Annotated in this window: 13 protein-coding genes and 1 pseudogene; 9 read left to right on the top strand and 5 right to left on the bottom strand. The window is 58.3% G+C overall.

Annotated elements, in window-relative coordinates; genetic code table 11:
* Positions 1–110: 110 nt before the first annotated feature.
* Together VXJ24_RS11570 and VXJ24_RS03680 are read left to right on the top strand one after the other, a co-directional pair.
* Positions 111–314: pseudogene (locus tag VXJ24_RS11570) on the top strand (DUF8612 domain-containing protein); the annotation flags it as partial.
* Entirely contained in the window at positions 297–671 is a 375-nt protein-coding gene (locus VXJ24_RS03680) for a DUF4143 domain-containing protein (protein WP_489685552.1), read from the top strand. The pseudogene VXJ24_RS11570 and the gene VXJ24_RS03680, both read left to right, overlap by 18 nt.
* Before the next feature lie 55 nt (positions 672–726).
* Here VXJ24_RS03680 and pfkB read toward each other — a convergent pair whose 3' ends face one another.
* Positions 727–1656, bottom strand: a complete 930-nt coding sequence (pfkB, locus tag VXJ24_RS03675; RefSeq protein WP_330971567.1) for a 1-phosphofructokinase — start codon at positions 1654–1656, stop codon at positions 727–729.
* Between the two features lie 204 nt (positions 1657–1860).
* Between pfkB and tadA the strand changes: the two genes are divergently transcribed.
* Entirely contained in the window at positions 1861–2451 is a 591-nt protein-coding gene (gene tadA, locus VXJ24_RS03670; protein ID WP_330971566.1) for a tRNA adenosine(34) deaminase TadA, read from the top strand.
* Here tadA and VXJ24_RS03665 read toward each other — a convergent pair.
* Together VXJ24_RS03665 and VXJ24_RS03660 are read right to left on the bottom strand one after the other, a co-directional pair.
* A complete protein-coding gene (locus VXJ24_RS03665) occupies positions 2366–3652 on the bottom strand; it encodes a class I SAM-dependent rRNA methyltransferase (RefSeq protein WP_330971565.1) in 1287 nt (428 codons plus the stop codon). The two genes, tadA and VXJ24_RS03665, sit on opposite strands and share 86 nt — an antisense overlap.
* A gap of 37 nt (positions 3653–3689) precedes the next feature.
* The gene (locus VXJ24_RS03660; RefSeq protein ID WP_330971564.1) at positions 3690–4658 is read right to left on the bottom strand and encodes a homoserine O-succinyltransferase; all 969 of its coding nucleotides are present in this window, start codon (positions 4656–4658) and stop codon (positions 3690–3692) included.
* 331 nt (positions 4659–4989) lie between these two features.
* Between VXJ24_RS03660 and VXJ24_RS03655 the strand changes: the two genes are divergently transcribed.
* The 3 genes from VXJ24_RS03655 to VXJ24_RS03645 are packed head-to-tail and all read left to right on the top strand — an operon-like array spanning position 4990 to position 9064.
* A complete protein-coding gene (locus tag VXJ24_RS03655; RefSeq protein WP_330971563.1) occupies positions 4990–6624 on the top strand; it encodes a class I adenylate-forming enzyme family protein in 1635 nt (544 codons plus the stop codon).
* A 21-nt stretch (positions 6625–6645) separates the two neighbouring features.
* Entirely contained in the window at positions 6646–8418 is a 1773-nt protein-coding gene (locus VXJ24_RS03650) for a thiamine pyrophosphate-dependent enzyme (protein WP_330971562.1), read from the top strand.
* Between the two features lie 4 nt (positions 8419–8422).
* On the top strand, positions 8423–9064 hold the full coding sequence (locus VXJ24_RS03645) for an indolepyruvate oxidoreductase subunit beta (RefSeq protein ID WP_330971561.1): 642 nt from the start codon (positions 8423–8425) through the stop codon (positions 9062–9064).
* A 291-nt stretch (positions 9065–9355) separates the two neighbouring features.
* On the opposite strand, the gene VXJ24_RS03640 is transcribed toward VXJ24_RS03645, so the two are convergent.
* Positions 9356–9634 carry a HigA family addiction module antitoxin gene (locus VXJ24_RS03640; RefSeq protein ID WP_330971571.1) on the bottom strand — a complete coding sequence of 93 codons (279 nt, stop codon included), beginning with the start codon at positions 9632–9634 and terminating at the stop codon, positions 9356–9358.
* Positions 9627–9911: a type II toxin-antitoxin system RelE/ParE family toxin gene (locus VXJ24_RS03635; RefSeq protein WP_330971560.1), complete on the bottom strand. Its 285-nt coding sequence runs from the start codon at positions 9909–9911 to the stop codon at positions 9627–9629. Before VXJ24_RS03635 ends, VXJ24_RS03640 begins: the two co-directional genes overlap by 8 nt.
* Positions 9912–10586: 675 nt before the next feature.
* Between VXJ24_RS03635 and VXJ24_RS03630 the strand changes: the two genes are divergently transcribed.
* The 3 genes from VXJ24_RS03630 (at position 10587) to VXJ24_RS03620 (ending at position 14531) form a co-directional block, all read left to right on the top strand.
* On the top strand, positions 10587–11612 hold the full coding sequence (locus VXJ24_RS03630) for an LCP family protein (RefSeq protein WP_330971559.1): 1026 nt from the start codon (positions 10587–10589) through the stop codon (positions 11610–11612).
* Positions 11613–12134: 522 nt separating this feature from the next.
* On the top strand, positions 12135–13256 hold the full coding sequence (locus VXJ24_RS03625) for a glycosyltransferase family 4 protein (RefSeq protein ID WP_330971558.1): 1122 nt from the start codon (positions 12135–12137) through the stop codon (positions 13254–13256).
* Positions 13257–14531: a glycosyltransferase family 4 protein gene (locus VXJ24_RS03620; RefSeq protein WP_330971557.1), complete on the top strand. Its 1275-nt coding sequence runs from the start codon at positions 13257–13259 to the stop codon at positions 14529–14531.
* Positions 14532–14533: the final 2 nt, after the last annotated feature.

The following is a 14533-nucleotide window of genomic DNA, read 5'->3' as shown; positions in this document are numbered from 1 at the left end:
TGCATGTCCCGCTCTCCGGCATCGCAGCCACGGCCACGGTCCAGCCGAAGCTTCCTGCGAGCTTGCCTAAGCCGTTTGCAGTTCAGGGAGCCTAACTATGCCGGAGGTACTCAGCCATTTTCATGTATTCCAGAGTTACAGACGGTGGCCGCGGGAGCTACTACTGGGGAGCGGTCAGATGGCTTCAAGATGCCGGTCTGGTTACAAAAGTCAATCGAATCACGAAGCCGCAATTCCCGCTCAGAGCCTATGAGGACGAAGGCTCATACAAGCTCTTCATGCTCGATGTCGGCCTGATGAGCGCTGCGCTCAATCTTTCGGCGGACACTATCCTAGAAGGGGACGAGCTTTTCACGCAGGGCAAAGGCGCGCTGGCAGAGCAGTATGTCTGCCAGCAGCTTGTAGCTTCCAATCGCTGCAGGCCTACGTACTGGTCGGCGGATGGCTCCAAGCAGAAGGGAGAGGTCGATTTCCTCTATGAGTGCGACGGAGACATCATTCCGCTCGAAGTGAAGTCAGACCAGAACGTGCATAGCCGAAGCCTCGCCCGCTTTGCGAAGGAGCATGGCATCAAGAGAAGCCAGAGACTTTCCCTCAAGGGATATGAGGACCTTGGATGGCTTGTAAACATTCCCCTGTTTGCAGCAGATATGCTGCCCGCACGTCTATAAAGCAGCAGGAACAGGCTGGTGGCTGTTCCTGCTGTGCGTGTCGACGCGGACAGTCTTACAACGTGTGCAGATCCACCTTGGAGAGAAGCGACTCCACGACAGAGCGCTCTGCCGCCTGGGTGCCGGACTGCATGACATTGGCAGAGCCAGTGGCAATGGCCAGGGTCGCTGCATCGGAAAGCCTGTATCCGCGCTCCCAGGCAAACGCTATGGCAGCAAGGAAAGCGTCGCCTGCTCCTACGGTAGAGCCGACAGGCACATGCGGGGCCCTTGCAGAGATCGTGTGCTCCTTCGTGCAGAAGAGGGCGCCCTTCGCTCCCATGGAGACCACGACGGTCTTGATGCCGCCTGCAAGGAGCTCATGAGCAGCATTGATGATGTCCTCTGTCGTATGGAGCTCCTGGCCGACGAGGTCGGAGAGCTCCTGGAGATTCGGCTTCACGAGCGTCGGTGCCGCATCGATGCCCTCTGTCAGGGCACGGCCATCCGTATCGAGGAAGACCGAAGCTCCTGCCTGCTTGCTTGCACGGATCCAGGTGGCATAGGTATCGGATGGCACGCCTCTTGGGAGGCTGCCTGAGAGCACGACGACATCCCCCTCTTCGATATCTGCGGTCAGGCGCTGCAGGAGGTCAAGCATCTCCTGGGAGTCCACGACAGGGCCTGGCTCGTTGATGTCGGTGTGGGTGCCGGTCTGGGTGTCGATGACCTTGAGGTTCGTCCTCGTGTCGCCTTCGATTGCCACAGAGACGCAGCTGATGCCCATATCCACGATGTCGGACTCTATCTGCGTGCCGACCGTGCCGCCCAGAAGCGCATAGGCGCAGGTCTTGCCACCGAGCTTTGCCACGACCTTCGAGACATTGATGCCCTTGCCTCCGGCGTCGCTCCTGAGGCTCACGATGCGGTTCACGTGGTCGATCTGGAAGCCCGCAATGAGGGCGGTCTTGTCCAGTGCGGGGTTGAGGCAGACAGTTCTGATCATGGGCATATCCTTTTCCATCCTGCCTGTTGGTGCGCAGGCAGAAGTTCGTGGCTTCCCTTCGAGGAAGAGCGTAGCACGCAAGGCCCTGCCAGCCTTTCCCGGCACCTCCTTGTTTCGGCGATGGGTCCGGGAGTCTGGGCCGAGGGTGCCTGCTATGCTTGAGATGTGAAGAGATGCCATACGGGCTCTGCATGGGAGGGATGCATGGAAGAAGGCTCCGAAGAGACAGAAGAGCGCGAAGAGGATGAGCGCTTCATGCGTCTTGCGCTCCAGGAGGCCAGGCGTGCTGCCGATGAGGGGGAGGTCCCGATAGGGGCTGTCGTCGTCTGTGACGGCAAAGTCATCTCCTCTGCCCACAACAGGCGCGAGCTTGACCATGACCCGTCTGCCCATGCAGAGTTCCGCGCGATGACAGAGGCGGCACAGGCGCTGGGACGTTGGCGGCTTTCGGGCTGCACGGTCTATGTGACGCTCGAGCCCTGCCTCATGTGTGCCGGCCTCATGGTGAACTCTAGGATTGACCGCTGCGTCTATGGGGCGCCCGATCCCAAGGGCGGAGCCTTGGGGACGCTCTACGATGTGAGCCACGATGCGCGCCTGAACCATGAGTTCGAGGTCACATCAGGAGTTCTGACAGATGAGTCAGCAGAGATATTGAAGGAGTTCTTCCAGGCAAGGCGTGCTGCCAGAAAGGCAGAGAAGCGCAGCTCTAGACAATCTGGAACGTCAGGAAGTCCAGATAGTGCGTGTCCGGCATGCCCCAGAGGATCGGATGGTCCGGAGCCTGCTGCCTGAGCTCGATCTGCTTGAGCTGCACATTCGCGTTGTGCGCTGCTTCGGCAATGGCTTCCTCGAGCAATCTTGTTGTCATGAACCGAGAGCATGAGCACGTCGCGAGGTATCCTCCGCGGGGAAGCAGGCGCATGGCCCACTCGTTGATCTCGCGGTAGCCCTTCTTTGCATGCGCCACGGCAGAGCGGCTCTTCGTGAAGGCAGGAGGATCGAGGATGATGAGGTCGAAAGGACCTCCCTCTTCCTTGAGACGCTGCTTGCTCTTCACAAGCTCAGGGAGATACTCCACGACATCGGCGCACGTGAAGTCCATGCGGTCATCCAGATGGTTGAGCTTCGCATTCTCCTGGGCAAGGGAGATGGCGGTATCCGAGATATCGACGCAGCGGACAAACTCGGCCCCTCCTGCAGCAGCGTTGAGCCCGAACGGTCCTACATGGCTGAAGCAGTCAAGGACACGGCGTCCCTGTGCAAGCTCCCTCACGGCGCGCCTGTTGTATTTCTGGTCAAGGAAGAAGCCGGTCTTCTGGCTGTTCTCGATGTCCAGGTCGAAGAGAAGGCCGTTCTCCTGTGCCATGACGCGGGCAGACTCAGGGAGAGGCTTTCCCGGCTCTGGCCACCAGCCCTTGTGGAGCTCAAGGCCCTCGAGCCTTCTGGCAGGGGAGTCGGCCCGCTCGTAGATGCCGCGGACAGAGACGCCGTCAGAACGCAGCACATCCAAGATCAGGGGGAAGAGCATCTCCTTCCTCATCTCCATGCCATACGTTCCTACCTGTGCTACCAGCACATCCTCGTAGCGGTCTACAATGAGGCCCGGTGTGCCGTCTGCTTCGCTGAAGAGGATGCGGCAGCAGTTCGTGTCAGGCTCGGCTCCGGGAAGCGTGCGCGGACCCATGACAGCTTTCCTGTGCTCCCAGGCCCAGAGGATGCGCCGCCTCCAGAAGCCTTCGTCGAAGCGGTCATTCGCATTGTGGGAGAGCACGCGCACACGGATCTTGGACTCCAGGGAAAGAAGGCCTGCTCCCTGCCAGGTGCCGTTCTCCTCGAAGAGATCGACAATTGCGCCGTTCTCAGGTGCATGTCCGTCCTGGTCAGGCTCCATGCGCACGATCTCTCCCTCGAAGACCCAGAGGTATCCCTGGGAGAGCATGCGTGCAGCCTTCTTCGTGATGTATGCCTTCGGATACGGACGTGCCTGTTTCATGGAAGCGGTGACTCCTTATAGATCTCTATCTGGTCTCTCAGCACTCGAACTTGTCCACCTTGCCGGTGGCGTGGGCATGGAGCTGCTTTATGGTTGCGGGGATGTCTTCGAAGCGGTAGGGCGTCATCTGGTAGACCCAGTTGAGCCAGTTCCGGTAGAGGAGATTGGCGTGTGCCCTCCACGTGAAGCGTGGCTGGTAGGTCGGATCGTCTCCTGGGAAGTAGTTCACGGGCAGCTTGATCGGCTTTCCGGCATTCGCATCGCGCCAGTATTCGTTGGCCAGCGTATCCCTGCCGTACTCGAAGTGGCCCGTGAGATAGATCTCATGGAAGTCCCTCGTGGCAATGATCGCAGGTCCGCTTGTAATGCCTTCGGAGAGCACCTGGAGCTCCGGATGGAGCCTGAGCTCTGCCTCGTCGAGCATCGCATGCCTCGAGTGCGGCATGTAGTGGAGCTCGTCGAAGCCGTTCGTCAGGAAGTTGTACTCATCGCAGAGCCGCTGCGGGAAGACACCGAAGAGCTTCTCCGGCAGGTCGATCTTGTGGACGCCGTACTTGTAGTAGAGCTTTGCCATCGCACCCCAGCAGAGATGCATGGTCGAGAGCACGTGCTCGTCTGCCCAGTCAAAGATCTCTGTGAGCTCTTGCCAGTAGTCCACATCCTCGAAGGGCATCTGCTCCACGGGGGCGCCGGTGACGATCAGGCCATCGTAGTTGTTGGCCTTGAGTGTTTCGAACGTCTCATAGAACTTCACGAGGTGGTCGCGTGAATGCTGCGCCTCATGGCTCGAGACGCGCATGAAGTCAAGGCTCACCTGCAGAGGGGACTTCGAGATGAGGCGCAGGATCTGCGTCTCCGTCTCGATCTTTGTCGGCATGAGGTTCAGAAGCACCACATGGAGAGGTCTGATCTGCTGGGAGGCGGCCACTTCCTCTTCGAGGGCAAAGATGTGCTCGTCGTGCAGGATCTTCTTTGCGGGCAGGCCGTCAGGGATATTGATAGGCATGGGTATCTCCAGATCTGTTTTTCAGGGATGTGCGCAGCGCCCTAGGCGCCTAAAGAGGCTTAGAGGCCCTGCATTCGATAGGAGAGCGTCTTCGGAAAGCTTCCCATTGCGCGCATCCCTTCTGGAGTCCGTTCGGTATATGCGACTAGCGTAACACGGATTGTGCGATGCAATGCTCATAAGCCTTGGCAAACCCATGCCATTGCTACAGGTCCGTTGCCGCTGGCGGCATCAAGGGGTTAATGACTTCCCGTATACGCTACGCTGATGAAGTTTGGAGCTTGGGCTCCGGAGAGGCTGAAAGCGTCCATCTATAGGGGAGGGGCCGCCTGTGACCATCGTAGACATGCTGCGGCATAATGCCGCGGCATACCCGAACGAGACAGCTCTCGTCGAGGTGAATCCTGAGATACAGGACAACCGCCATGTCACATGGCGCGAGTATGAGCTCGTAGAGACGACAGAGGACAATCCGTATAGGCGGGAGATGACATGGAAGGTGTTCGACGAGAAGTCGAACCGCTTCGCGAACCTCCTGCTTTCCCGTGGCGTCCGCAAGGACGACAAGGTAGCCCTGCTTCTCTACAACTGCATCGAATGGCTGCCGCTCTACTTCGGCATCTTGAAGACCGGTGCCACGGTCGTGCCGCTCAACTTCCGCTATGCATCGGATGAGATCGAGTACTGCCTCGAGAAGTCGGATGCGACGATCCTTGTCTTCGGCCCTGAGTTCATCGGACGTGTCGAGGAGATCGTGCCCAAGATTCAGAAGGGACGCCTCCTCTTCTATGTGGGAGATGACTGCCCGACCTGGGCAGAGAGCTACCGTGAGCTGGCGGCGCTCTGTGCCTCCACGGACCCCATGATCCCGCTCTCGGAGGATGAGGATGCTGCCATCTACTACTCCTCCGGAACGACCGGCTTCCCCAAGGCCATTCTCCATCATCACCGCTCGCTCACGCAGGCAGCAGAGATGGAGGCAGTCCATCACAAGACCGTTCATGAGGACGTGTTCCTCTGCATTCCGCCCCTTTACCACACCGGTGCCATGATGCACTGGCTCGGAAGCCTTCTTGTGGGCGGCAAGGGCGTGCTCCTCCGTGGCGTGTCGCCGAAGTCGATCTTGTCCACCGTCTCCTCAGAGCGCTGCACGATTGTGTGGCTCCTCGTGCCCTGGGCCCAGGATATCCTCACGGCCATAGAACAGGGGACGGTCACGCTCTCTGATTATCACCTCGACCAGTGGCGGCTCATGCATATCGGCGCCCAGCCTGTGCCGAAGAGCCTCATCAAGCGCTGGAAAGAGGTCTTTCCGAACCATCAGTACGACACGAACTACGGCCTTTCCGAATCCACGGGCCCAGGATGCGTGCATCTGGGACTCGAGAACATCGACCATGTCGGTGCCATCGGCGTGCCGGGCTATCGCTGGCAGGCAAAGATCGTGGATGAGGCAGGCAATGAGGTAGAGCAGGGCGCTGTCGGCGAGCTCTGCGTCAAGGGCCCCGGCCTCATGGAGTGCTACTACAAGGACCCCGAAGCCACGGCAGAGGCCCTGCAGGATGGATGGCTCCATACGGGAGACATGGCCAGGCAGGATGAGGACGGGTTCTACTGGCTCGTGGACCGCAAGAAGGATGTCATCATCACGGGCGGCGAGAACCTCTATCCGGTGCAGATCGAGGACTTCATGTCGGGAGATCCGGATATCCAGGATGTGGCCGTGATCGGCCTTCCTGATGAGCGCCTGGGAGAGATTGCCTGCGCCATCGTGGAGCTGAAGCCGGGCTCTCACGCTACGGAGGACGATATCAACCAGTTCTGCCTCGGGCTTCCGCGCTACAAGAGGCCGCGCAAGATCATCTTTGCTGATGTGCCGCGCAATGCGACCGGCAAGATCGAAAAGCCGCTCCTGAGGAAGCGTTACGGTGCTCAGGGGCTTGTGGATCACGAGAACCAGTCTTAGAGGGAAAGACAGGAGAGGGAAATGGCAAAGCAGCTTCTTTCGGGCAATGAGGCAGCAGCCCAGGGCCTCTGGGAGGCAGGCGTCGCCGTGGGATCGGGATACCCCGGCACGCCGTCTACCGAGATGCTCGAGAACCTGGTCAAGAAGGACGGACCCACCTGCGAGTGGGCACCGAACGAGAAGGTAGGACTTGAGGTCGCAATAGGTGCTTCCATGGGAGGCGTGCGCTCTGTTGCCGCCATGAAGCACGTGGGCTTGAACGTTGCCGCAGACCCGTTCATGTCCGTTGCGAACACCGGCGTGAATGGCGGACTCGTGCTCTTCGTAGCAGACGATCCGTCGTGCTACAGCTCGCAGAACGAGCAGGATTCGAGGAACTACGCCGCATTCGCACGCGTGCCGTGCCTGGATCCTTCCGACTCCGAGGAGATGTATTCCTTCGCAAAGGAGGCCTTCGATATCTCCGAGAAGTTCGATACGCCCGTGATGCTCCATGAGACGATGAGGATTGCCCACACGAGGACGATGGTGGAGGTAGCAGGCGAGCGCAAAGATGTTGCTCCTCGTGCCTATGAGTCCCACCCCGAGAGGTATGTCATGATGCCGGCCTTCGCCGTGAAGCGCCGTGTCGCGACAGACGAGCGCGAGGATGCGCTCACTGCATGGGCTGAGGAAACGCCGCTCAACCGCGTCGAGATGCGCGATTCCGAGATCGGCGTCGTCTGCGCCGGCGCCCTCTACAACCATGTGCGGGAGGCGCTGCCCGAGGCATCCACGCTCAAGCTCGGTGTCACGTGGCCGCTGCCGCCGAAGAAGCTCCATGACTTCGCGGCGTCCGTGAAGAAGCTCTACGTGGTAGAAGAGACCTGCACGTACTTCGCAGACCATGTGAAGGCATTGGGCATCGAAGCGTCCGTTCCTCCCATGGGCCCGCTTCCGCGTGGCGGCGAGGTCCTGCCAGCCCACATCAAGGCTGCCTTCGGCGTCGGCGAGCCGCCCCATCCTGCTCCTGCCCAGGGGCTTCCGGGACGTCCGCCTGCGTTCTGCACGGGCTGCCCGCATCGTCTCGTCTATGTGGAGCTCCACAAGATGCATGCCATCGTCACAGGAGACATCGGCTGCTATACGCTCGGCGCGGTAGCACCGTATAAGGCCGTGGATTCCGTCATCGATATGGGAGCATCCCTGTCCATGGCGCACGGCATGGAGCTTGCGCAGGCGGGCGAGAGGTCGAAGCGCCCCGTCGTCGGTGTCATCGGCGACTCGACGTTTACGCACTCGGGCATCACGAGCTTGCTCGGCACGATCTATAACGGCGGCAAGGGAACCCTGTGCATCCTCGACAACAGGACGACGGCCATGACGGGAGCACAGGGTAATCCGTGCAACGGCGTCACGCTCAAGGAGCAGGCAGAAGGCGTCTCTCCGCTCTCCGTCCCCAAAGGCAAGTACCTGGATATCGAGGCACTGTGCCGTGCCATGGGAGCAGACGAGGTCGAGACCATCGATGCCCAGGATGCCGCAAGCATCAGGAAGGCACTGCGCACGGCCGTGAAGCATGAGGACAAGCTCTCCGTGCTTGTGTTCCGCTCTCCCTGCCGCCTCATCGACCGCACGACGCACAAGGCACCTGAGATCGTCGACTGCCGCAAGTGCGGGACCTGCATCCAGATAGGCTGCCCAGCGCTTGGCAAGGCCGAGGATGGCTCTGCCGTCATCGACACGAACCAGTGCATCGGCTGCAGCCAGTGCATCCAGTCCTGCCCGTTCGGCTGCATCAAGAGGGGAGAGTAGAGCCATGCCGCACGCAACAGCATCCACCAAGAGCTCCTCTGTCGAGCTTACCGGACATCAGGTCGAGCTCGAAGGCACCCGTACGGTCCTTCTCGTCGGTGTCGGCGGCCAGGGCACGATCTTGGCAGGAAATATCCTGGCCATGACAGCAGCAGAGGCTGGCCTCGACGTGAAGGTCTCGGAGATTCACGGTATGAGCCAGAGAGGCGGCTCCGTCTCCACGGTCATCCGCATGGGCAGCCATGTGGGCTCGATGGTCGCAGATCCAGGCTGCGCTGACGCAATCGTCGCCTTCGAAGCCATCGAGGCGCTTCGTGCCCAGCAGTACCTGAAGGAGGGCGGCACCATGATCGTGAACGATGAGACGATCGTGCCGGTCTCTGTGGCTATCGGCACGTTCAAGATGCCGGACGATGTGGAGGCACGGCTTGATGCCCTTGGAGCCAAGAAGATCAATGCCGGTGCCATCGCACGTGCAGCGGGCAGCCCCAAGTCGACGAATGTCGTGCTTGTCGGTGCCCTCTCCACGACGCTTCCCTTCGACGAGGAGGCATGGGAGTCTGCCATCAGGCGCCGCGTGCCGCCCAAGACGATCGAGGCGAACATCGAAGCCTTCCGCCGCGGCCGTGCTGCCGTAGAGGGATAGACTGATAAGCTCTCATAGACAAGAAGAAGGCCCAGTCCGGCATCTGTCCGGGCTGGGCCTTGTCATGCTATGCAATCATGCAGAATGTCCCGATATAAGAAGAGCCCGACGCATCGGGCTCTTCCAGGTGTGGGCCGAAGCCATACGCCGCAATTCGACGAAATTGTGGCGTGCAACTATAGGATTGGATTAGAGGCATCTGATGCATTTCGGACTGCAGAGGGAAGCAAAATACTGAAGGGCTCCAAGTCTTGGATTTGCCTTCTGGCTGCATTAAATCGGTGTGTCTCCCTATACGGCCAGTGCAGCAACTTCGGGAAGAGCCGAGGGATCGAAGGTCTTGAGGTCATAGGTGGTCTGGAGCTTCATCCAGAACTCGGGTGTCGTGCCAAGCGCTTCAGCAAGCAGCCATGCCATTTCGACCGTGATGGCACGCTTCCCATTCACGATTTCCGAGACTGCCGATTCCGATTTGCCGATTGCCTTTGCAAGCCGATACTGGCTGATGCCAAGCGGCTCGAGGAATTCTTCCTTGAGAATCTCGCCCGGGGTGCTCATAAGGTCACGCATGGTAGTCAACGAACTCAACCTCCTTCGCTTCGTCGTTGCTCCACTTGAAGCATAGACGCCATTGTCGGTTTACCCTGATGCTGTATTGACCCTTTCTGTCTCCCGCAAGCGCCTCGAGCCGATTGCCTGGAGGAATTTTCAGGTCGTCCAATGTGCAAGCAGCATCCAGAATCTGCAGCTTGCGCATCAATGCCTTGCGTACATCCGAGGGGACTCTCCTGGGTGTGAGGTCTGTTCCCTCCCAGAAATCTTGTATGTCAGCGTCGCGGAATTCCAAGGTCGACTCCTATACTTCCGTATAACAGAAGTATCACGTATTGAGAAAGAAAATTCAAGGCTACTTTAGCGGCAGCAGGGCATCGATCGAGAAAGTGCTGCCTTCTACGAAAGCCGATGCTGTTCCGCCATATCGCCTGGCCCTCGCCCGAGAGCTGCCCTGCTGCTTCCCACGTCTGCCTCTGATGGCTGTGCTTCTTGGATATGCATCCTGGGGCTCTTGGAGCATTGCCTTGTGCAGAAGATCGAGGTATCGCGATGCGCTGTCCCCAGAGGAGCCACATAAGCAATAGACTGGATGTCTGTGACATTAAGCGGGGATTCAGCGTTTTGCGACTCTTCGTGGTCAATGGCAGACGTGCGCACCTTGTACCGCGGCTGCCTGACATGCAAAAGCAGGATCAGGAGCTTGGCAATGAGCGATTTCGACAATGAATAGGACAGAACGCCGCATCATATACGTCAGGATGCACAGCCGTCCGAGACAGAGCCTGCTCCGGCATCTGTTCCTACGTCTGCGGCGTCTCCGCTTCCGGCGGACTCTGCCGCTGCTAAGCACTTCGGCCAGGCAGATGTAGAGCAGCTTACGTACCGCACGCATCCCAAGAGAAGGCTGCCCATAGCGGCACGCATCCTCCTCGTCCTGGCAGCATGGGTAGGCCACATCAATTCTTCGATGGCGGTAGGAGGAGACGAGGGCAAGGCGCTCTCACAGGCGCTCGAGGCTCCCAAGGCCGCAGAGGGTCAGAAGCAGGCTCCGTTCTACATGGTGATCATCGGGTCCGATAGCCGCGACGGCGTCTCCGGATCTCGCTCGGACGTCACAATGCTTGCTCGCGTCGATCTCGAGCACACCACTGTCGACCTCATCTCCATCCCGCGCGACACTATGGTGAGCTCCCAGGATGGCATGGTCGAGAAGATCAATGCGGAGTACAACAATGGTCCTGCTGCCACGGTAGAAGCAGTCTCGGCTTTCGCAGGCGTGCCTATCTCGCACTACATGGCCATGAACTTCGACGATCTGAGTGGCGTAATCGACAGCCTTGGAGGCATCACGGTCGATGTGCCCGAAGAGTTCACGTCGCGTGATGGCTACCACTTTGTCAAGGGCAAGCAGAACATGAGCGGAGCTGAGGCATTCAGCTATGTGCGCGACCGCTACAACGAGACTGGCGGAGATTTCGGCCGTGCACAGGCACAGCGCCAGGTGGTCGAGGCCATTGCCCACAAGGTGCTTGAGAGTAATGCCACCCAGCTTCCGTCTGTCGTGGAAAGCCTTGCGGAGTCTGTCTCCACCGACCTCTCCGTCACCGACCTCGTAGGCTGGGCTACTGACATCAAGGGCTCCGGCATCAACCTCAAGGTCTATTCCGCCATCACGCCCAGCTACTCGTTCAGCCAGGACGGCGTCTCGTATGTGGGGACCATGTACGACGAGTGGCGCGCCATGATGCAGCGTGTGGATGCCGGCATGGACCCCAATGACACCTCCGCTACGATACCTGAAGCGCAGGCAAACGATGCCTCCCTCGGCGCTGCGACCAATGCTGCATCTCCGAGGGACTACGAGGAGCTTGCGGCAAATGCAGGACTTACAACCGATGATATAGCACAGTGGCGGGGAGCTGGGACCAGCACAGAACCTTGCTTTTCTTGGCTTGCTGGCTGGCGCCAAGGGTCCGCTTCAGCGCGGCCTTAGCGCTCGACCCCTGCGATGGTGAGCGAGATGGCAGGACCTAGTCAGGCTCAGATGTCCCGCACTTATGGTCGGCGGGCTTTTGCCATGTGGCGGTATAGCCTGAGGGCGCGCGGCTCATGTTGCGGCTGCTTCTGGCGGAGGCATCCCAGGAAGGCGGAGGCACAGGTAGCTCCTTCCAGCTGCACTCAGCGCTGCTGCTTCAAGGGAAGCAGGGTATCGACGGAAAAGCCGCTGCCCCTCTGTCTACGGTATGACCTTGGTGGATATGTGTCCTCAAGGAGCAGGGTGTACAATCGCTATTAGTTCAGGCGTTTTTTAAATGTTGCACCCTGAATCGCAACGGTTGTTCTATCTAGTTCCGGGCTGTTTTCTGCTCCCCGGCATGAATGCTCCGGGGAGGGGTGCATGTATCTGGGTTACTGTGCTGCTGCACGTCTGCCACTTGCCGTTGCTGATTATGCAGCCTTTTCTGATGCTGATTCCACAATCCTGTGGATGCAGAACCGGAGGTGCTGCTAGACCATGCGCATAGCAATGATTGGACATAAACGTTATGGCTCTCGTGAGGGCGGTGTCGAGGTCGTCGTGACCGAGCTGGCACGCCGTATGGCAGCGCTTGGCCATGAGGTCACCTGCTATGACCGTTCCGGATCTGATGTCATGACTGGCGATGCTGCTTCAACCCAGGAACGTGTGGTAGACGGTGTCCGCGTCGTGCCTGTCAAGACTATAGACAAGAAGGGCCTTGCAGCTGCTTCTGCTTCCTATTACGCAACGAAGGCAGCCATCGCAGACAAGCCTGATGTCATCCACTATCACGCAGAAGGTCCCTGCGCCATGCTGCCCCTTGCAACAAAGGCTGGCATCCGTACCGTAGCGACGATTCATGGCCTGGATTGGCAGCGTGCCAAGTGGGGAAGGCTCGGATCTGCCTACATCAAGCATGGAGAGAAGGCTGCTGCGGAAAAGGCCGATGAAATCATCGCTCTCTCTCGTTCTGCGCAAGCCTACTTCAAGGATAACTACGGCAGGGATACGAAGTTCGTGCCGAATGGCATAGAGCCAAAGACGCTTCTGTCAGCTCAGATTATCAAAGAGAAGTGGGGTCTTTCTGCTGGCTCATATATTCTCTTCCTGGGAAGGCTTGTGCCGGAGAAGCGTCCAGAGCTGCTGATCGAAGCGTTCAAGGAGCTCAATACCGACAAGCGTCTTGTTATTGCTGGCGGCGCCTCTGACACCTCTGAGTATGAGAAGCAGCTGCGCAACATCGCGGAGGGTGACAAGAGGATACTGTTCACGGGCTTTGTGACAGGCGATACCTTGGCAGAGCTCTATAGCAACGCCTATTGCTACGTGTTGCCTTCTGATGTTGAAGGCATGCCCATGAGCCTTCTTGAAGCCATGGCATATGGTAGATGCTGCTTGACGTCAGATATCCCGGAGTGTGCTGACGTGCTCGATGACCATGGAATGACGTTCGCTCGAGGTGATGCTGATGCGCTGGGGGATACGCTCGAAGACTTGCTTGAAGCGCCGAAATGGACGAGACAGCTCGGTGCTGAAGCAAAAAGACATGTCGAAGAGTCTTATAGCTGGGATTCTGTAGTGGCCAAGACTCTTGCAATATATAGGGGAGAGAAGTAGATGCGCATCATCCTGGTGAACAAGTTCCATTACCTGAAGGGCGGAAGCGAGACATACTATTTCGGTCTCGCTGAAGGCCTCAAGAAGCTGGGCCATGAGGTTCACTTCTTTGCGATGCAGGATGAAAAGAATCTGCCTTGCGATGATGCCGATCTCTTTGTATCGGCAAAGGACTATAACGGAGCAACTTCGGCTGCGAAGAAGATCTCAGAGGCAAAGCCGCTCATCTATTCCAAGGAATCGCTGGAAAAGTTCGAGAAGCTCTGCAAGCGGGTTCATCCTGATATCGTGCATATGAATCTGGTGCATCGCCAGATCACGCTTTCAATTCTCGATGCCCCCTATCTCAAGGAGCATCATGTACCTGTTCTCTTTACGAGCCATGACTATATCCTCGTATGCCCGAACTACTTGATGCTGGATGGTTCTGGCAATGTCTGCGATGCCTGTCTTGGTGGGCACTTCAAGGAATGCCTCAAACGCAAATGCGTGAAGGAATCTACGGCAAAGAGCACTCTTGCCATGATGGAAGCAGATTGGTACAAGCGCCATAAGACATATAGCAAGATTGACCGCATCATTGCGCCATCTGAGTTCATGCGCAAGAAGCTGCTTGAAGGGGGCTTCCCTGAGAAGCAGGTTGTGACGATGCAGAACTTCGTCAGCGAAGATCTGCTCGATCGTGCGCACAAGACAGAGGATGGCACCGACCGAGACAAGCCATACTTCCTCTTCTTTGGACGTCTCTCCAAGGAGAAGGGCATCAAGACACTGATTGATGCATTCAAGCTTGCTTTGCCGCAGCTGCCGGAAGGCATGCGTCTCGTTATTGCAGGAGACGGTCCCGAAAGGGCTGAGCTGGAACCTGCAGCAGGGAAGAACGTCGAGTTCGCTGGCTTCAAACAGGGAGAAGAGCTCCGGAAGCTCGTCTCGGGAGCTGCATTCGCCTGCTGTCCCTCGGAATGGCGAGAGAACATGCCTTACTCGATAGTCGAAGCATTTGCTGCTGGGACACCTGTCATTGGCACGAATATCGGCGGCATTCCAGAGCTTGTCGAGGATAGCGTGACAGGCATGCTTTGCGAGCCTGGAGATGCAGAATCTCTGGCTGAGGCTCTTGTACATGCAGCCAATTGCTTCAAGGAGAAGGAAGCTTATTCGGTTCTGCAGGAGCGGTGCCGAGCCTATGTACTTGATCATTGCGACCAGAGCAAATATATGGGAAGACTAACCAAGCTCTATGCGGACCTTATTTCACTCAAGAAGGAGTTTTAGAA

This window comes from Olsenella kribbiana (genome assembly GCF_036408795.1).
Lineage (GTDB): Bacteria > Actinomycetota > Coriobacteriia > Coriobacteriales > Atopobiaceae > Olsenella_L > Olsenella_L kribbiana.
The sequence above is the reverse complement of the archived record's forward strand: the minus strand, read 5'-3'. Positions and strand labels throughout refer to the sequence as shown.

Excerpts from the sequence above, each read along its gene's own strand:
- VXJ24_RS03680 (WP_489685552.1), top strand. The coding sequence starts at position 297 with ATGAGCGCTGCGCTCAATCTTTCGGCGGACACTATCCTAGAAGGGGAC.
- pfkB (WP_330971567.1), bottom strand. The coding sequence starts at position 1,656 with ATGATCAGAACTGTCTGCCTCAACCCCGCACTGGACAAGACCGCCCTC.
- tadA (WP_330971566.1), top strand. The coding sequence starts at position 1,861 with ATGGAAGAAGGCTCCGAAGAGACAGAAGAGCGCGAAGAGGATGAGCGC.
- VXJ24_RS03665 (WP_330971565.1), bottom strand. The coding sequence starts at position 3,652 with ATGAAACAGGCACGTCCGTATCCGAAGGCATACATCACGAAGAAGGCT.
- VXJ24_RS03660 (WP_330971564.1), bottom strand. The coding sequence starts at position 4,658 with ATGCCTATCAATATCCCTGACGGCCTGCCCGCAAAGAAGATCCTGCAC.
- VXJ24_RS03650 (WP_330971562.1), top strand. The coding sequence starts at position 6,646 with ATGGCAAAGCAGCTTCTTTCGGGCAATGAGGCAGCAGCCCAGGGCCTC.
- VXJ24_RS03645 (WP_330971561.1), top strand. The coding sequence starts at position 8,423 with ATGCCGCACGCAACAGCATCCACCAAGAGCTCCTCTGTCGAGCTTACC.
- VXJ24_RS03640 (WP_330971571.1), bottom strand. The coding sequence starts at position 9,634 with ATGCGTGACCTTATGAGCACCCCGGGCGAGATTCTCAAGGAAGAATTC.
- VXJ24_RS03630 (WP_330971559.1), top strand. The coding sequence starts at position 10,587 with ATGGCGGTAGGAGGAGACGAGGGCAAGGCGCTCTCACAGGCGCTCGAG.
- VXJ24_RS03625 (WP_330971558.1), top strand. The coding sequence starts at position 12,135 with ATGCGCATAGCAATGATTGGACATAAACGTTATGGCTCTCGTGAGGGC.
- VXJ24_RS03620 (WP_330971557.1), top strand. The coding sequence starts at position 13,257 with ATGCGCATCATCCTGGTGAACAAGTTCCATTACCTGAAGGGCGGAAGC.